Annotated in this window: 13 protein-coding genes; 5 read left to right on the plus strand and 8 right to left on the minus strand. The window is 41.7% G+C overall.

What is annotated here, in order from left to right; translation table 11 throughout:
* Positions 1-30: 30 nt before the first annotated feature.
* A complete protein-coding gene (locus Q4557_RS09490) occupies positions 31-627 on the minus strand; it encodes a TetR/AcrR family transcriptional regulator (protein WP_303412313.1) in 597 nt (198 codons plus the stop codon).
* Between the two features lie 281 nt (positions 628-908).
* Here Q4557_RS09490 and Q4557_RS09495 point away from each other — a divergent pair, with 281 nt between their 5' ends.
* The 5 genes from Q4557_RS09495 to Q4557_RS09515 all read left to right on the plus strand — a co-directional run bounded on the left by Q4557_RS09495 (position 909) and on the right by Q4557_RS09515 (position 6,802).
* Positions 909-1,307, plus strand: a complete 399-nt coding sequence (locus tag Q4557_RS09495) for a hypothetical protein (protein ID WP_303412315.1) — start codon at positions 909-911, stop codon at positions 1,305-1,307.
* Positions 1,308-1,468: 161 nt separating this feature from the next.
* Entirely contained in the window at positions 1,469-2,164 is a 696-nt protein-coding gene (locus Q4557_RS09500; protein WP_303412317.1) for a HupE/UreJ family protein, read from the plus strand.
* 48 nt (positions 2,165-2,212) lie between these two features.
* Positions 2,213-2,869: a hypothetical protein gene (locus tag Q4557_RS09505; RefSeq protein ID WP_303412319.1), complete on the plus strand. Its 657-nt coding sequence runs from the start codon at positions 2,213-2,215 to the stop codon at positions 2,867-2,869.
* 378 nt (positions 2,870-3,247) lie between these two features.
* A complete protein-coding gene (locus tag Q4557_RS09510; RefSeq protein WP_303412321.1) occupies positions 3,248-5,482 on the plus strand; it encodes a cytochrome C in 2,235 nt (744 codons plus the stop codon).
* A 141-nt stretch (positions 5,483-5,623) separates the two neighbouring features.
* Entirely contained in the window at positions 5,624-6,802 is a 1,179-nt protein-coding gene (locus Q4557_RS09515; protein ID WP_303412323.1) for a winged helix-turn-helix domain-containing protein, read from the plus strand.
* A gap of 312 nt (positions 6,803-7,114) precedes the next feature.
* On the opposite strand, the gene Q4557_RS09520 is transcribed toward Q4557_RS09515, so the two are convergent.
* From Q4557_RS09520 to Q4557_RS09550, 7 genes are all read right to left on the minus strand, one after another.
* Entirely contained in the window at positions 7,115-7,414 is a 300-nt protein-coding gene (locus Q4557_RS09520; RefSeq protein ID WP_102475801.1) for a DUF3144 domain-containing protein, read from the minus strand.
* Between the two features lie 247 nt (positions 7,415-7,661).
* Positions 7,662-9,812, minus strand: coding sequence for a bifunctional 2',3'-cyclic-nucleotide 2'-phosphodiesterase/3'-nucleotidase (locus Q4557_RS09525; protein ID WP_303412327.1), 2,151 nt, complete (start codon positions 9,810-9,812; stop codon positions 7,662-7,664).
* A 1,191-nt stretch (positions 9,813-11,003) separates the two neighbouring features.
* Positions 11,004-12,179, minus strand: coding sequence for a BamA/TamA family outer membrane protein (locus Q4557_RS09530; RefSeq protein ID WP_303412329.1), 1,176 nt, complete (start codon positions 12,177-12,179; stop codon positions 11,004-11,006).
* A gap of 257 nt (positions 12,180-12,436) precedes the next feature.
* Positions 12,437-13,183 (minus strand): SDR family oxidoreductase, encoded by a 747-nt coding sequence (locus tag Q4557_RS09535; RefSeq protein WP_303412331.1) that lies wholly within the window; start codon positions 13,181-13,183, stop codon positions 12,437-12,439.
* Positions 13,184-13,272: 89 nt separating this feature from the next.
* On the minus strand, positions 13,273-14,004 hold the full coding sequence (locus tag Q4557_RS09540; protein WP_303412333.1) for a histidine phosphatase family protein: 732 nt from the start codon (positions 14,002-14,004) through the stop codon (positions 13,273-13,275).
* Between the two features lie 648 nt (positions 14,005-14,652).
* A complete protein-coding gene (locus Q4557_RS09545) occupies positions 14,653-16,908 on the minus strand; it encodes a GGDEF and EAL domain-containing protein (RefSeq protein WP_303412335.1) in 2,256 nt (751 codons plus the stop codon).
* 50 nt (positions 16,909-16,958) lie between these two features.
* A complete protein-coding gene (locus Q4557_RS09550; protein ID WP_102519730.1) occupies positions 16,959-20,039 on the minus strand; it encodes a chemotaxis protein CheB in 3,081 nt (1,026 codons plus the stop codon).
* Positions 20,040-20,065: the final 26 nt, after the last annotated feature.

Genomic DNA, 20,065 nt, shown 5'->3' on the forward strand with positions numbered 1-20,065 from the left:
TGCATTGCCATTGCAACAATCAAACGCTTTTTAATGGCCAGGCATTAATTGCGAACTTTCAAATACACCATCAATGAGAGTTTGAATGGTATCGTCATCTTGATTGGCATGGGCATAAGTACGAATACCAATTATCTGCACTTGAATAAAACGTGCTAACGCCTGTGGATCTTGAGTCGTATCTAACTCACCTAACTGCTGCGCTTCAGTGAGTAGTGCGGCAAATTCAGCCTCAACCATCCCTAAGGCACTTTTAGCTTCAGCTAATAATTCGGCATTGTCTTCAGTTAATTCTGCCACTGTTTTCACCAACATACACATACCGCTCGGGGCTGCAGATTTATTACAAATGACAGAGCGTTCAATAAACAGTTTTAATGCTTTCAGTGGCGAGCCGGCATCGACGCGACATCTCGCTAGCATCTCAACACCCGTTTGAGCATAGTACTGTAAAGCCTCTTTAAACAGCCCTTCTTTGCTGCCAAAGGTGGCATAAATACTACCAGGACGGAGATCGATCACTTCTTGCAGGTTGCGCATCGAGGTGGCGTGAAAACCTTTTTGCCAATATAGGTTGGCCGCTTTTTGAATCGTGTCTTCACGATTAAACTTGGCTAATTTACTCATAAACTTACCCTTATTACGGACGCTAACCACGGACTCTCATCACGTATTTAGGTTACTATATTGAACGATTGCTCAATTTTACAATGAACGACTGTTCAAGTCTAGTTTGCCCTACTTAAGCGTGCCAATAATCACTGTACTGGCAGTTTTAGAGGTTATCTGATTTAATCAGCTGAATAAATCAGCTGAATAAATGACGCAACTTGGTGCCAAGGCTTAAACAACTGAACTCCAATAACCATCAGGCCAAACTTCCATTTCAATCTAGGCCATTATCCCCAATGACACTGTCGATAGTGTTAGTGGTATTGCTGTGTCAGTTATTTACCATGAGCAGTGCATTCTCAGTGCAATATCCTCACGGAGAACATCCATCAGGTGTTGTGCTTGCTCATCATCATGCCCATTTATCACGGCACTCTCATCCTTACCATGACGCTGACATTACGCTTAACCTGCTCTTTAATGCCACTGAGTCACAGGCAGAAATACTGACGGCGAATCACCCTGCTCAGTCCGCTGCAGATCATGAACATTCTAGCCATTCGCACTCAGCAGCTCATCCACCGTTCGAATCCACTTTTACCGCTGAATTTTCTCATTCGAGCACCCTTTCAGATAATCCAGTCAATTATCAAAGTCACCAATTTTCTCCCCCAATCCCGCCACCACATCAATAAGTCAGCGACTTTATAATCATATTCGTAATAAGAGTGATTTAACTGACTGCGCATTCATCAAGGCCAAACTGAGTTATTTCAGCAGAGCTTCAATGATTGAGCTCAGTCGTAAAGCGATATTTATAACGCGCATTTGTGCGTGACTTATTGGAGTTACAACAATGAGCCAACCACTGGCCACTGCCATAAAAATGGTGGTGATATTCATGGGGCTTTTCGCTTCATTTTCTTTATTTGCCCATGGTGTTGATGAAGACACTCGGCAATTTCTTACCTTAAATCAGGGCGTTTCCATCTTCCCTTTCATTTACATTGGCGCTAAACACATGGTCACTGGATACGACCATTTACTGTTTCTCGTCGGGGTGATTTTCTTTCTATTTCGCACTAAAGATGTGCTGATTTACGTCAGTTTATTCACCATCGGCCACAGTGTAACCCTGCTATTTGGGGTGCTAAATGATGTGCAGATTAATGCTTATCTTATCGATGCCATTATTGGATTTTCAATTGTGTACAAAGGCTTTGATAATCTCGGCGGCTTTAAACGCCTATTCGGTTTTCAACCTAATACCAAGGTTGCAGTGATGATCTTTGGACTGTTTCACGGCTTTGGCTTAGCCACCAAGATCCAAGAGTTTCAGCTACCCAGTGATGGACTTGTTGCCAACATCATCGCCTTTAATGTCGGCGTTGAGATCGGCCAATTCTTAGCATTAGGGTTAGTACTGATAGTGATGAGTTTATGGCGGCGTCATAAAAGCTACCTGCAGTTTTCTACCGCCGCCAATACCTTGCTAATGAGCAGCGGCTTAATGTTAGTGGGCTTTCAATTAACTGGCTATTTTATCAATTAATCAGCCGGAATATGCATCATCATTTACCGCATTTTTTAAGGAACAAACATGAACAATAATGAACAACAGTTGCAGCCAATAGCTATTCCGGTGCACTCCATAACTATTCCTGTACACTCCACAGCAACGCTTATTAAAGCCAGTATCGCTGCAGGTGTTATTGCCGCGATTGTACTGCTCACAGCCATATTACCTGCTGAATACAATATCGACCCGACGGGTATTGGCAAAGCCTTAGGGTTAACCAAAATAGCTCAAGCAGCTGAAATAGGGACTGTTGAAAATACAGAAAGTGTAGATGATATAGATGATATAGAGAGTGCAGCGTTAGTCATTGTCACCGCGCCCTTAGTTGCCGACATTAAACAAGCCCGAAAAACGGCAGCGGTAAGATCGGATAGCGTCAATGTGGTTATTCCTGCAGGCAAAGGCTTGGAATATAAATTACTGCTCAATCAATTTACTCATTTAACCTATCAATGGCACACCCTTGATGAAGCGCCGTTGTTTTTTGACTTTCACGGTGAGCCCCAAGGCGATACCACTGGCTACTATGAAAGCTACAACATCAGTACTGCAGATAAAGTGACAGGCTCATTAACCACCCCTTTTGCAGGTGCCCATGGCTGGTATTGGAAAAACACCAGCGATGCTGCCATTACCGTGGTACTCAACACGACTGGGGCCTATAAAATTAAAGGCTGATTGGCTTAATGGTTAATGGTTAATGGTTAGTGGTTAGTGGTTAGTGGTTAGTGGTTAGTAGTTAGTGGTGATGAGTCATCAAACTAAATCAAAAAACTGAATCAGAAAAATCCACTGTCGATTATCTTAACGATACTCTGATAGTGGATTTTATTTATTAGAATGCCCCTATTTCAAAGCCAAACCATCAACAGCTTCAGTTAAAAAAGCTAAAAATATCTAAAATCAGGCCAAACCCTCTAAAAAACTCTATTTTTAAAACAGTTCACTCATCAAATCTGCGCATCTTTAGCTAATGTCCTCGGCGGAAGCAATACTAATAATCCTAAAATTAAGATGATCATGATGAACAATAAAAAGCACATATGGGCATATAGCATGTCACTAGCCGCTCTTGTTATGGCAGGGTGTGGTAACGATGGCCGTGATGGTGAAGACGGTATTTCACCACCACCTAGCAGCCCTTCAGCGAAGGTTTTATCCCTCGATATTGAAGATATTTCTGTCTCTGAAGGTAATATTACCCTTAAATTCTCTGCTGAAAATGAACAAGGGACGCCAGTCACAAAAATTAACAGCATTAGAGTTGAAGCCGCTCAGTTACTCGCACCAATTAATGGTGATAGCTCTGCTTGGCAATACCTGCTCAACGAAACCTGCAATGAAGAGTGCCCAGGAGAGCTAACCGACTTTGCTAACGGCCAATACCAATACACAATGGGTACCAACTTAGCCGATAGCAGTTACTTTCCAAATGGCTATGATGCAAGCTTACCTCAACGCGTTATCCTCCGCGTAAATGGCACTGAGTTAGTGCCGACCACATATCAAAACACTGATTACATGGTCGATGGTTCTGAGCTATCGTTCACCCGTAATATTGTTGATAGTCAAACATGTTTAAGCTGTCATGAAGACATTGCCAGCATTAAACATGGCGGTGATAGCCTAGAAAACTGTGCCGCTTGCCACTCTGCAGGCAGAGTCGATGATGATAAAACATGGCCTATCATTGCTCATCAAGCTCATATTGGTGTTAGCTCTGAGACCGTTGGTAACTGTTTAGCTTGTCACAACAATGAAGAAACAACCGAACACACTGAAGCGTTAAACTGGCAAACAATGCCAACTCGTGAAAATTGCTCTAGTTGTCATAACTTAGAAGAAGCCAACATAGATCATAGCGGTATGAGTGATAACAGCCAATGCTCAAGCTGCCATAGTGCCGAGCATGTCTATGATAAACACCGAGGCAAAGCCGATGCCGGTATCGCTGGCCGCAGCCTAATGAATGTCAACATTAGCGATGCGAAGATTGTTGATGTTGAAGGTGAATCATTTGCAGAAATCGTGGTTGGACTTGAAGATCAACAAGGCCAAGCGCTGCCTTTTACTAGCACAGAAGCAAAAGATTGGGATTATTTAACCGGGCTTGAGTTGTACGTAAACTGGGGCATTGATGTTAATTTCACCCAAGGGCAACAAGACGGTATAGGGCTTGCTGGTCACATGGGACAAGGCCGCGGCTATACCGTTTACGGTAAAACCACCAAGCGAATGACGTCAGAGCAAAGCGGATTACGCCCCTTAACGCCTGTGCATGCATTAGTTGATGGCAACCTTGTTTACCGGGTCGGGCCAATTGAGATGAATGATACCTTTGCAGGTGATACCTCAGACAATTATGGCTTTATCTCGAATCGAGTCTTTTTCTGTACGGATGATTTAGGTCAAGCAGCGACCTGTGGTGCCGAAGGCGTTAAGAGCAATGCTACCTATAACAAACGTTGGTTCTTTGATGCCAATGGCCTGCGTGATGAAATTAAACGTCGCCCAATTGTGTCAAACAAAAATTGCGGTTCTTGTCATGGTTACAATGAAGAAACGGATACTACCGAGCTAAATTGCCGTGGTTGTCACTCTCGTAAGACCGAATCAAATCTTGAGCTGGCGAATACGACCTGTTTCTCCGGTAATGATGGTGAAGAAGCTATTGCATTTAAGCCTATGATACCTCGCGGTAAAGGCTACGGCACCTCAACTGCTGATATCGTTGATGCGTGTGTCGCATGTCATAATCCCAATACTCCGCCGACCCAAGCCATTCGCGAACGTCATACTGTGCAAGGTGACAAAGACTTTGTTGAGCAACTCGTTGTGAGTCACCCAGATCATAAAATCTGGATGCATTCATTACATAACAACCAGCGGGCAACTCAGAAACAACCGGATTGGATCCGCTCAGTAAATTACCCCGCTAACCAAGCCAACTGTTACCGTTGTCATGAAGGTGACACTTTTGGTGCAGAGCGTTTAACTGAGGAAGGTAAACCTTTAGCATTGGATCTGACTTATGATCCTGATAGTAGAGCGTATCCGGCCACTGATGTTAACGTCGATGCTTATGTGAGCCCAGTGTCGGCAACTTGTTATTCATGCCATGCCAAGCGGTATGACGAAGACAGCAATACCATGGTAATTAAGCCCCATGTACGTGCGCATATGGAGCAAAATGGCGGTCGTTTTGGTGTCCCTAAGGATGAACTGGAAACAGAATCCTGTGTGACTTGCCATAAATTAGACAAACTCAAACAACAGCATAAATTGAATTAATCCCCAAATTCATCATCACTCCACCAAAGGGGCATTTATGCCCCTTTTATTTGAGGAAGGTCATTTTTTTTGACCACTTTCACATCAACATCAACCACATTCCGCTATATTATATCTCTTCTTAACCACTCAGGAATTTTCATGTTGTTGCTGGCCAACTTGCTATTCGATTCTGACAAACAAACCCTGACGGATGCTAGAACAGGTGAGCAGCACTCATTATCGTTTTCAGAAAATGCAGTATTAAAACATTTAATACTGGCTGAAGGTGTCGCCACTAAAACCGATTTACAATCAGCTGGTTGGCCTAACCGCAATGCGACTGATGCATCTCTCAATCAATGCATCAGTACCTTAAGACGAAAGCTTGCCAGCGATGAGTCAATAGAGCTTAAAACCATTCCGCGTCATGGTTACGCATTAAACGCGCCACAGGCCACAAAGCAAAACAAAAATCCCCGTACAACCCTAACCATCAAAGCTATGGTTATATTGATATTTTTGAGTATCATTATCGCCGTTATAGGGTATAGACAATGGCAACCGTCTTCAGTAAACCTGCCTTTTACGTTATGCAAACAGCATCCATTAACAGCAGTTATTGAGGCGACCTCAGAAGATCACTGTGATTCATTGCCGCTGCCCATCATTAATCCATCCCAGCCCCAATGGCTAGGACAACACAATCATTACTACAGTTTAGCAATGTGCCCAGAAGGTGATTGCGCTCAAACAGGCTTGCTCAATACCGTTAGCCATAACGCCTTAATATCTTCAGTACAACTACAGCAGCTGACGCAAAAGATACAGCTCACCACCACGCCGTCCAGAAATCAATTAACCTTACCCAAAGCGGCTGTACAAACAACTGAATTAACCGAGCAACATTATAATAATTATATTTATTATCCGACTGAATCTGGTGACATCGTAAGAGTCGATTTTAGGATGGCCTTGCTCTACAACGAAGACAAAGCAGGTATTATGACGGTTGATGCCTGTATTAGCCTGTTAAATTGCGATGGGGCATCGATACAGTTTCAAGCTCGTTATCAATTTAATGAGCAACAAATAGAGCAAGAAGGTCACAACATAAGTGTATTTTTCATGACCGTTGACCATCAACACCTCACTCCAGATCAACATTTAGGAAAACAAGGCGAACTGTTCACTTTCTACAGCTCGTTGCGCCGCAGCCTATTGTTCGATAATGATATTCGCTACTACCGCCTACAAGATGATGAGCATTATGGTGTATGGCAGTTACCACTGTTAGGCAATCCGGTAGCATGGCTGCATCGGCAACAATTAGCGCTATAGCACCTATTGATGAGCCCATTTCACATTGTTGAGTGTTGATGATTGCAGGTTGCAGAGTACTCAGTACGGCTAAGCACAACGCGATATAGGAACTTGGTCATCTTGTCTTGCCCGTTTCTATTAGAAACAAAACTGCGATGCCGTTGTTGCCGGGGTAATTAACATTACTCGGAGTATAAAATGAGACACTTGATAGGGCTTAATCGTCAACACCAAGATAATTAACGATAAAAAAATCCACTGTCGATTATCTTAACGATACTCTAATAGTGGATTTTTTAAATCATAATCTTGCGCTGTGCAGCAACAGGTTTACTTTTGTGTTTTACGGTAATGGTCAAAGTTTTGGATGTAATCTTCCATGTTGCCTTCAAGCAGCTTGCGGTACTCTTCAGTGTAATAGGCCACCATGTCAGCTTTTTTCTGCTGCATCTCTTCGGCATTATCAAAACCAGTAGAAGCAAACCAAGCATTGTAGCGGGTTAAGGAATACATGAATGAAGCGCTTACCTCACCCGTTTTTACCTTGGGATTTTGATTGAACTCATTAGCAACATTAATAAACTGACTAGCGCGATCGAAAAAAGCTTTATCTGGTTTTGAATCAAACATGATAGATCCTTGTACTGAAAGTTGCCTGTAGCGGCAAAGTAAAATAGCAATGGTAATAACCTACGTGCTTTTACGCTGGTAAACCTTAAGGTGGTTCACACTCTGCAATAATGATGCTCCGTAACTGTGAGCAGCATCAATATGTCGAGAAATCACTGAATTTAACACATAAAAAAACCCTACTGATCATTAAGTAGGGTTTTATACTTTCTATACTTTAACGCTAAACTTTAACGCTAAATCAGCATTACTGACCTTTAGCTTTACAGTTAAATTCACCGCTGTAATCAAAGTTAAAGTTGTAAATAGTGAAACCTTCAGTACCTTCTTTAGTACCGTCTTCACCGTCTGTAGACAAACCAGTGATTTCATTAGTTGCACAGCGAATACCTTCTTCAAGTTTAGCTGAGCTAAATGAAACACTTTCTGTCGTTGGCGCGATAAGCTCAAACACTTTAGCGTTCGGGAAGGCTAAGGTGTTATCACCTTCTTGCTCAGCTAAACGATCAGCTAAGTAGAACTGCACCAATTCACGGTTATTAAATGCCGCTTCTTCTTTAACTAGCTCAGCATTATCAACACCTGGCATACGCGAGTTAGATGCACGGTAGTTGTTAGTGATCACATAGATTTCTGCGTCATCAGCAATTTCAACACCGTTATAGGTAAGCTCAACTAACTGCTTGCTGTCTGTTGTATCAAATTCCCAACCATTAATGTTGGTGTACTTTGATTGGTTTTCAACGTTGATTGTGTACTTAAGTAGCCCTTCACCTGACTGGTTAAAACCAGCGTAGAAGGCATCAAAGTTATAACCAGGGAAGCCTTCAACAAGGAAAGTCTCACCTTCAGCTAATGGTAAGCTGTTATAAGCATTTGAGTTAACCCACTCAATCCAGTTTTTCATATCCGCACCGGTCATTTTTAAAACGGCAGGGGTATTGTTATCAAATACATAGATATCAGCAACTGAAGCGTTAGTTAGCTCACCAGTTTGAATGTTGGTGTAATCGGCGCCGCCATTACGACCAGATTTAAATGGCGCAGATACAGACATGAAAATAGCGTCTGCAGATGCATCAGCAAACTCGCCTTCTGCTTTCCATTTATTCAGTTGATGAAGCTGTGCTTGGTTAACCACTTGCATGGATAAATCTGGTACCACTTGTGGGAAGAAGCTGTTCATGTTGACATCGATTTCAGCAATCATTGCTGACATGTAATCAACGGTACCTTCATGCTCTTCAACTACTAGATCTTCAATAAGAACATCAGACTCATTTGGAATTAGTGAGCGCAGCTCGGTTGTAGAGTGAGAATGGTCAACAGTCCATGTCTCGCCGTCATCGCTAGATTTAAGTTTAAGATCAATCACCCCTAACTTAGCACCCCAGAAACCTGGCATGATGGCTGGAATACCATTAATTAAACCAAGCTCAGGATCAACCCCTGGAATTTCACCGTATTCATTATTTGCATTCGGGAATTCACGGTGGTCGTGACCAAACATAATGGCATCAACACCGTCTACATAAGCAAGGTGTAAGGTTGCGTTTTCAGCAAACTCATCATTATTGTCATTGAGGCCTGAATGCGGGATAGCAACAATAACGTCTGCGCCTTCAGCCTTCATCATAGGCACAAAATGTTCAGCGGTTTTCTTGATATCTGAAACCATCACATTACACACTAGATGCGAAGCATCCCAGCCCATAATATCTGGTGGTGTAAAGCCAATGACACCGACTTTAACATTGTATGATTCACCATTTTCGGCAATAAACTCACGGTCTAAAATGACATATGGGTTATACATATTTTCTGCGGTGTCATAAAAATCTTCAGTAATGCGTACTTCACATTCATCTGCTGCATTGCTGACTTTTTCAAGCGAGCTATCAGCTTTCCATACGTTTGAGCTAACATAAGGGAAATCTGAACCTTTAAGCGCTTCATCTAGGTATTCAAGGCCATAGTTGAACTCATGGTTACCTAAGTTAGCTGCATCATATTCTAAATAGTTCATCGCTTTGTAAACCGGATGCTTTTCACCTTTAAGATGCTCAGCACCTAGCGCTGCCATGTAGTCGCCCATTGGGCTACCTTGGATTAAATCGCCATTATCAAATAACATGCTATTGGCGACTTCTTCACGCGTTTCAGCAATCACTAAAGAAGTACGTGCTAAGCCCCATTCAGGCAGGTTGTTTTCGTTGTGTTCTGCGCTCTCAAAGTAATTGTATGGCATCACGTTTGTATGGATATCAGTGGTTTCCATCAAACGGACTTCCATGCTAATGGTATCGTTTTTTGGTTTATCGTCTGATGAGCTATTACAACCTGTAAGTACTGCTGCAACACTGGTAGCAAGCAGAAGTTTCTTAGCATTCAATTTCATATTTATTCCAGATAATTATTTTATTTATGTCTGTATGCCGAATTATTGCCACAGATTAAGATTGGTCAATTAATCTCAAGCAATATTTCAGCATCAGTAAAGGCGGGAGTAAATTAAATAAAACATACAAATAAGTAAAGTGAAGATTTTATTTCAAACAACAGTAAAAACAAAAAACAGCTTTGAATTTAAAGTCAAAAAAATAACAACGCAGAAAACAAGCAACAAACGTAAAAATAAAAATTACAGATATAGTTTGAAAAACAAGCTTAAGACTCACGGCTAAAAACCTTAAGTCTTAACTTACCCCTCATAAATATTTCAGTTAATATAAAAACAGCACATATATTCAACAAGTATCTCTTAGGATAAAAAATATCCCTCAAGATATGAATAAAAAACAACACTCTGAATTGTTTCGACAGCAAGACACTGCCACAATCAAAAACATAAAATAATTAAAGTACAGACAGATAAGATAAAACCAAAATTTCAGACCTCTATTTTACTCTAGCCTTTGGCACCATGTTTAATTACAAAACCTTAGCTTTTATGGTTGTGATGATTGGTAGAGCTTATGTCCCAGTCAATTGAAATGACACTTGTTCTTGAAATGATCAATAAATTTCAAATCTGACCAAAATAGAAAACAATTCAGTACTACTCACCTACTGCTACTGATAACATTATAAATATAGAATTAGTTTTGAAAATTTAAATTAAAAACTTGGCTGCAACAAGTGTTTCTCACAAAATAAACACCAATCAAGCCACAAACAAACACCTGAGCAACAACAAATAAACATCTTACGCCTCGCCGCGACACTTTAAATTACCAACAAATTAAATGGTAATTAATAAAAATAGTTTTTTAAATTATTCAAACCCTAATTATTAATAACCTACAGCAGTTACAAAATGATTAGATTGTTAATAAAGACATAAGCAAAGATAAAATAGCAACACTATTTGTAAAATACAGGCATAGAGACAACCCAATATAAACAGTGTAATCAATTATCAGTTAAATATAATTTTATTATCGAAAAGTGCTTAATTAAAAGTGTAAGAATTATAACTAAGTCCCTGGTAGATGATATTGACTACTACTGAATTCAATAGTACTTATAAAGGTAAGAGCACATATAAACTGATTGCCAATTAATATGTGCTTAAGTGTCTGATTGACGATTAAAAGCCCGAGCCTAGGTTAAAATACAATGCCCGCTCCTCTTCACTGGCGGCGACATCCACCCCCATATGAATGCCGTAACGTCTGGCAATTTGATAGCGAAAGCCAACACCATAAGCATTAACGGAGTCGCTGCTGTCTTGTATTGATTCCGTCCCTGTCTCTGTTTGGCCGTAACCGTAAAAGGTCGATACCGTCCAGCGGTGATCTATGTGATACATCAACTGCGCTTGTAAGGTGCCGACTTGATCACCTTGATAGCGAAATGCTGATACACCACGAAGATCAACATAAGGCTTAGTGGTAGGTGAAAGGCTGGTGTCTTTCTCATACAATTCCTGATAACTAGCAGCGACCGCAAAGGTCCACTTTTTAGCAATAGGGAAATAAAACTCGCCACTGGTATCTAAGGTACCGTAATGACTGTCAGAACCTAACGCCTCATCATATAACATGTATTCAGCCGATAAAATGTAACCCTTTTTCGGGAAAAACATATTATCTCGAGTGTCATACTCGGCCACCAAACCAAGACCTGAGGTGGTATGTTTATCACCCAGTGCGGTTTGCAAAAACCAATCAACTACAGCGTTTGATGATGAGACACTGGACACTGACCATAGCTGTTTTAAGCCCAACAATAATGGCGTATCAGCCACTCTAAACTGCAGTTTTTGCATCGCAAAGTAAGCTTCGGTAGTGGTATCAAATTTGAGGTTTTTCCCTTCAGGTAGTAAGCCACCTAAATTAGTATAAATATCTAAATTCGCCTTAGCAGCACCTGCGCCGCCGGTATAACGAATACTATCGTTTAACCAAGAATGACGGTGCCCCGCAAAAGCAAACCAAGTACCATTGGCTGTCGCGCCGCCGCCCACCAAGGTCATTGCTGCAGGAATTAACTGGGCGCCGCCATCAATAGACTCAAGGGCTTTTTGTTTACGTAGTTCTTTTTCTTCATCGGTTTCGTGCAAAAACAAGCCCATCAAACCACCACCAGCACCAACTGCAGGCTCAGTAATTAAAATAGGAACCGGTAAAAAACCATAGGCATTTTCAGCGAGGTGATAGCCAAGATCAAATTGGCCATCTTGCTGGTCAAAAAAATAAGACTGTTCAGCAGATGCTTGCCAAGAAGCCATCGCTAAAATGCATAATGAGATTTTTTTAAACATGAAGTACCTAACCAAGTAAAAAGAGTACCAGTACTGAATCGGCCGTCCCCAAAAATACCAATATGGGTTAGCACAATAAAACTCAGCAGCATTAACGATAAAAATTATGACTTAATTAAAGCAGTTTTTCGACTCACTGTTGAAGGATCGAACCATTCAATCCCATCACAACTAAGGTTCAGTGCAGTGTGAATACAAAAAAGCCTATCTATCACAGGATAAATAGGCCAATTCTAATTCTAATTTAAGCAAATGATTTAACTCATTTTTCTGATAACACTCACAGGTGCAATCCGTAATGCCCAATGCAATATTGCCCATGGCCAACCTGGCACAAAAGCGTTGGCTTTTTCTTTATTAATCGCTTTTACTAACGCCTTACAACCGGTTTCGGTATCGACAATAAAGGGGATTTTTTCAACCCCTTCATTGATCTCACTTTGAATAAAACCAGGGTGAATACAGCTTACTTTTATCGGCGTATTCATTACATCAATACGTATGCCTTCACTAAGAGATGTTAGCGCTGCTTTAGTGGCTGCGTAAACTGTCATTGCCCGTCTAAAACCACGTACTGCACTGACTGATGATATGGTGACTAAATGCCCTGAATTTTGAGCCCTAAAGATAGCCATTGCCGCCTCAGCTTGTGCAAGTGCGGCAATAAAATTGGTTTCTGCGGTTTGCTTATTGGCATGAAAATACCCAGTACCAATAGAAGCACCTTTACCCATGCCCGCATTAATAATAATGCGGTCTAACGGCCCCATTTCAACGTTAAATTGGTCAAAAATACTAAAAACCGCATCATGATCATTCACGTCTAAGGCTTTTATAAGCACGTTAATTTGCGGGTTAATTTGTTCTAACTCAGCCTTGAGCTCAACTAACCTATCCATTCGGCGCGCACACAGTGCTAAGTTAGATCCCTGTTTTGCAAATTCAATGGCCATTCCTCGACCTAAACCCGAACTTGCCCCGGTGATCAAAATATTTTTTCGCATCTTATTATCCATTTTATGATGAGTTATTTTTATTATTTACATGGGCTATTTAAGCCCATTTTAGGCGCTGTTACAGCAAAAATAAGCACTTAGGTGTAAGTAATTATCCTTTTATCCCCTTGTTGCTCAAATATATCGTGCTCATTTAATGAAGACAATGACCACTGTTTATCCTGACCTCTGGCCACCACTTTGGTCACGCCGCCATTGACTAATGACCAATTAATATCGACAAACTGTGTTAGCGGCAATCCCAATAATAAACTGGCAATCACGCTAATCGGCCCACCTGATGAATAGACAAAAATGGTTTTACCGTGATGTTGACTCGTTAACTGCTTAAAGGCACCAGTGACCCTTTGCTGAAACTCTGCCCAAGATTCGGTATATGGACCACTGTCATTATGCTTGGCCGTTGCAGATGCCTGTATCCACTGCTGCATAGCGCCGAAAAAGTGCTGCTGAAAAGCCGCGAGAGGATCGGGCTCTTGAGCTAAAAATGCGCGCATTTTACTGGGGCTGGTAAACTCAGGATGATACGCACCGAGAATATTTTGATGGTCATATTCATTCCAGCCAGCATCTTGCTCACTTAAACTTATCAGTGCATCATCGGCCAAACCAAAGGTATCTAGGCTATGCTGCGCGGTTTGCTGATGGCGTAACATTGAGCCTGTTATCACGAGATCTGGCGTAATGGTTTTATTGGCTAAATATCGCCCCACCAGCTTAGCCTGCTCAATGCCTAAATCAGATAACTGATCATAATCATCGGCATGAAAACTGGCTTGGCCGTGACGAATTAGAAAAATTTTACTCATGGTGAGTCCTATCTCTAGGGCCAGAAATGGCTCGTTAAGCGCCTTAAAGAATACTCATAAAGCGTTTGTACAGTGTAAGGGTAAACAAGGCGAAAATACGAAAAGTGTTTACCCCCAAAAGGCCGTGCTAATTATTTAATTAACATAGCGTATTTTTAGAGGAGATTCGACAGTCTTTAATAATGATATAAAAGAGGAATTGCTAGTTGCGTCATCAAAAATATAGTTATTTATCAATAAAGGGAGCGAAAAAGTATGTATATTATTTTATTCCCATGAAGAAGGTTAATAACGTCACTTTAAACTAAGTACAATTAAACAACAAAGATCATCTAAGAGTAAGCTGTGAGCCAATTGCAGCTTTATCAGCCTCCTTGGGCAGTAACAGCTTAGCGGTGTTTCTAAGCTCTAACTTGCTAATAGAGTAACAAGCGCTGAAGAGTTCACCACACAATTTCGGCCTTTGTTTTTCGCTTCAAATAAGGCTTGAGCGGCGTGGTTAACCAAAGATGAAAAACTTATTTATGTACTAAATGTGAGACGCCAATACTGACCTAGGCTGAATAGCTAACCAGTGCAGCAAACTCTGTTGTTTAAATGGCAAATCGAACTTGCTCAGCAAATTGCAGTAGCATTAATCCTTAAGAATTATACTATCCAGGTTGGGTTGCAGTGCCAAGCTTGCACCCACTTAGGCACCTGTGCTGCTGGCATAGGTTTAGAAATACCATACCCTTGAGCTACAGTGCAGTTAAGCGATAATAACTTATCAGCTTGCGCCTTAGTCTCTACCCCTTCGGCAACGACCCCAAGGTCAAAGATATCTGCTAGGCCTATGATAGCCTTCACAATAGCAAGATCAGACGTATCGATTAACATATCCCGAATAAAGCTCTGATCTATTTTTAATTTAGTGGCAGGCAAGCTTTTAAGGTAGGTAAGTGATGAGTAACCGGTACCAAAATCATCTAAGGCAAACTTAACGCCCATTTGTAAACAGGCGTTCATTCGCTGACTAATTTTAACCATATCTTCTAAGGCACTGGTTTCTAATATCTCCATTTCCAATAGCTCGGGAGAAATATTAGGGTAAGCGGTTAAAGCTGCAGCTAAGTTGGCGACAAAGTCACTACTTTGCAATTGGCTGGCGCCAATGTTGACACTAACGGGAATCGTTAAGCCTTTTTCTTGCCACTCATCTAGTTGTTTAAGTACAGTATCAATTACCCACTCGCCTATTTTAATGCTAATTAAGTGGTCTTCAATCATGGGTAAAAAGACTTCTGGCAGCAATAATCCTTGTTGCGGATGCTGCCAGCGCAGCAATGCTTCAACCCCCACTACTTTCCCTGTGTTCATATTTACTTTAGGCTGAAAATAAAGAACAAACTCTTGGTTTTCGTAAGCCTGAATAATACACTCAAGGCTCTTTCGTTTCGTTTTCGAGGCTTCAGCAGAGTCCTTATCAAAAAATAAATAACAGCTTTTGCCTGCGTCTTTCGCTTGATACAGCGCATGATCAGCTTGTCTTAGCAATAAGTCTGGATCGGTGCCATTTTGCGGGTACAGTGTTACCCCAATACTGGTTGAAGCTTGCAGTATTTCTTCATTGCAAATAATACTTTGCGATGCAGCCACCAGCATCCGCTGTAATACTGGTTCACAATCACTGGCCTGTTCTAGGTCACTGAGTACTGCAACAAACTCATCACCGCCAATACGCGCTAAAAAGTCTCCTGCACGCAGCGCACTTTTTAGCGCCTGTGAAATTAAAACTAAGAATTGATCGCCAGTGCTATGGCCGTGGATATCGTTAATGGCTTTAAAGCCGTCTAAATCAAGATAAGCCAGTGCCAGCTTTTTACCGCGTCGCAGGCTCTGTTTTAGTGCCTGCGCTAACTTATTGGCCAGTAATGCTCTATTGGGTAAACCTGTTAACATATCGTGATGGGCGGTATGCTCTAGTTGCTGCTGGTGCGCTTTTTTATCGGTTATGTCAGTAAACATTGAGACATAGTGCATGACCTTACCATACACATCACGCACCGCACTGATTGATTGCATTTGCGGATAAATTTCGCCGTTTTTGCGTTTATTCCATATTTCATCACACCAATAGTTATGCTGTTTCAGCGTGCTCCACATACCGTCGTAAAAGTCTGCAGACTGTCGACCCGATCTGAAAATTCGTGGGTTTTTACCAATGGCCTCTTGACGGCTAAAGCCCGTTATCTGAGTGAAAGTGTCATTAACTTCAAGGATATTGCCCTTTAAATCGGTGATCATGATGCCTTCATGAGCATGACTAAAAACACTGGCGGCAAGTTTTAATTTTATTTCAGATTTTTTAGTGGCGGTAATATCTGTCAGTGCGCTAAGGCATTCAAGGCCATCTTCGTTAATAGTAAGCTTTAACTGTACCGTGCTTAGCTTATTATCGATGTTAAGTTTTATCTCACTGTCTGGAGAGTCAACGCCTTGAAAAGTATTGCCAAGGTGAGCGTTATATTGCAGTAGGGAGTCTTCAGTTAAGTATGCTCCAAGGCGTTTACCCAGTATATTTTTACGGGGCATACCTAACATACTTGCAGCGGTAAAATTAGCCTGAGTGATATGCCCAGTGCGATTAAGCGAAACATAACCTACTGGGGCTAAATCATATAATGCTTGATAGTTTGCAGCGGCTGATTCGGCGATATCTCTGGCCACTATTAGCTCTTTTTGCTGCATCTCTAATTCGATTTGATGCACCTGTAACTCATGTAGTAATCGATCAGCTGCAACCTCATCCGCTAGTGAGCAGCGCTCATTGCACTCATTGCAATCATGTTTATGCTGACACTGCATAGAATCCTTACGCAATGAATTCAGGCTTTGAATAGTTGGCTTTATACCCTTGTTCATTGCGTGCACTTGGTCATGGCTATCTTCCTTTGCCTTTGGATATCACTTTGCTATTCCATCTTGCAAAGTTTCTCCAGATTATTTTGTACATCCACCAATAAATTCCTAAGCTCTGCTTCAGAGGAGTTATTCCCCCGCTTAAGTATTTCCCTTACATTATTTAAGGTTTTTAAGTTGTGCTTTTTATCGGTAATGTTTTTAGTCACACAAACAAACAGACCTTGTTGTTGTGAGTACATTGAACATTCAAACCATTGCTTAGTTTCTTTTACGTAATACTCAATTTTTTCTGGCTTGCCAGACATAGCGACGCGACCACAAGCAGCCATAAAATCACTATTCGATTGGAGGATATTTGGAATGACTTCACTGCCATTTTTTCCAATTACGTCATGTAGTTCGGTTATGCCAACATAAGCGTTGTTTACTTCAAGATAGTTGAAGTCTACCGCTTTGTCATTGTTCAAAATGATTCTTTTATAGGCAACTGCATGGGAGGAATTTTCAAATAATAATCGGAATCGCGATTCCGATTGCGTCATGGCAATACTCGCCATTCTGTTTTCAGTATTGTCACTAAAGGTGATCACTACGCCATCGATGAGGTTTTCTTGGGTGCGATAAGGCATGATGCGCACGATATACCAGCGACCATCATGGGTTTGCACCTCTGTTTGCTGAAATATCAGGCTCCGCAGCACTTCGCAGGCATCATCAGCCAAGGCGGGATAAATTAACGAGCTAACTAAATCAGTGATCGGACGACCAACATCACTGGCAATGAGTTTGAAAATACTGCGTGTTTCAGTGGTATAACGGCGCACCTTAAGATCGCTATCTAAAAACAAGGTGGCAATATTGGTGCTATTAAGCAGGTTTTTCATGTCATCACTGGCTTCTGACAACTCATTAACTTTAGTGTTTAGCTCATGATTGACGGTTTGTAATTCCTCATTCATCGACTGCATTTCTTCTTTAGAGGTGGTCAGCTCCTCGTTAGTACTTTGCAGCTCTTCATTGGTGCTTTGTAATTCTTCATTAGTCGACTTGAGGTTTTCTTGTGCAAACTGCATCTCATTGGTGGTGATCCTTAAATCATCCCGAGCCTGTTGCAGGACTTGGTTTAAGGCAACTATTTCATCAGTATCAGTAGCGCTATCAACGCCATCAGCGCTACTGTGCGTGCTTAAAGCCGAAGTCTGCATTGATGATTCACTAAACAGCACCAATACCATGCCACACAGACTTGCAGGTTGCAGCAATGGTTGCACACTCACATCCACTTGCACTGTATTGCCATTAGTCCCCACACTAATATTTCTTAGTTCAGCCTTCTTCTTTTGGCGCACAGCCCGATTAAACACTTCACTTATGGGCGCAGTTAAACCTTCACGAGCCATTGCAAATAGATTGTGATTTACTTTACCGGCTGCGGGCTCTAAATAATTGCCAGTTTTACCATTGATATAGACGATATCCGCTTGCTCTGTGGTCAGCAACGCCGCTGGCACAAAGTGCTCTTGCAACAGCGATTGGGTCAAGTCTTCTAAGTTCAAATCATCAACTCCTTGGGTTTTAGCGGGCACCAGTTTTTCAAACATTTGCTCAGGTGAATAGCCACCTGAGGTTCTGCTTGGAAAGCTCATTAAATTAATCGGTTCAATTGTCTCGCATCGCTGATAAATACGCAGTTTTTCATGCACAGCACTAAACAGGACGTCGTCTTTACCTATGGTTTCAGAGGTGCCTAACACCAGCACCCCACCAGGATTTAAGCTGTAATGAAATAAGGGGATCAGCTTTTGCTGTAAATCCGCTTCTAAATAGATAAACAAGTTTCGACAACTGATTAAATCAAGCTTAGTAAATGGTGGATCGGTGACCAGATTTTGCTGGGCAAAAATAACCATTTCCCGTATTTCTTTACCGATGCGGTAACCTGCCTTATTGGCCACAAAATAATGATCTAATCGCGTTTGAGCAATATCATCTGCAATACTCGCCGGGTAGATCCCAGCTCGGGCTTTTTTAACCGCGTCATTATCAAGATCGGTGGCAAATATCTGCAACTCAAAATGCTGGGGATAACTCCCTTGCTTTAAGGCTTCTTGAAACACGATTGCCAATGTATAAGCCTCTTCACCGCTAGAGCAAGCAGGTACCCAAGCTCGCAAGGTGCCGCCTTCTGGGTGTTTAGCCAGCAATGCTGGAATAACCTCATCCTGAAGCTGCAGCCAAACCTGACTGTCACGGAAAAAGTGTGTCACACCAATGAGTAACTCGTTAAACAGCAGTTCATTTTCTTGGGCATTACTGCGTAAATACTGAGCATAGTCAGCAATGCTGGTGAGCTTATGCAAAGCCATGCGCCGCTCAATACGTCTATAAATGGTGCTTTTTTTGTAACGGGAAAAATCATGCCCTGTATGGGATCGCAGCAAGGCGATGACTTTTTTAATGTCGTGGTGATCTTGTTCAGTATTTTCAACCTGAATAGGCATGTGGTTGAGGTAATTAACCACATTATCCATTAACACATCTGCGGGTGCTACAGCATCAACTAGTCCGGTATCAATGGCACTTTTAGGCATACTGGCAAATTTGGCCGTATCAGGGCGCTGTACAAACACTGCACCAAATTTTTCTTTGATAGCCCGTAACCCAAGCGTGCCGTCTGAGCCCATTCCCGACAGAATCACCGCAATGCTTTGAGCCTGTTTATCAGCCGCTAAAGACTTAAGAAAATAATCTATCGGTAAATGTAACCCATGGGGCTCAACACGAGGAAATAGCAGTAATGTCCCATTTAAAAGAGTTAGGTCATAAGCGGGCGGGATAACATATACATGATTGGGCTTAACCATCATGCGATCGCTAATTTGTAGCACCTTAAGCGGGGTTACACGCTGCAACAGCTCACACATAATGCCTTTATGGTGAGGGTCTAGATGCTGCACCACCACAAAAGCCATACCGCAATCAGCTTTAGCCTGGCTTAAAAACTGCTCAATGGCCTCAAGGCCGCCAGCAGAAGCACCAATACCAATAATAGGAAAGTCAGCCTTTGTCGCCGACGTTTTTACATCAGTTGTCAGCGGAGTCGGCGCGGTAGCAGCATTGGGCTTTTTCATTATTTGAAGTGATTTTATGTTAAAGA

This window comes from Shewanella sp. 5_MG-2023, from assembly GCF_030547465.1.
In the GTDB taxonomy this organism is placed as follows: Bacteria; Pseudomonadota; Gammaproteobacteria; order Enterobacterales; family Shewanellaceae; genus Shewanella.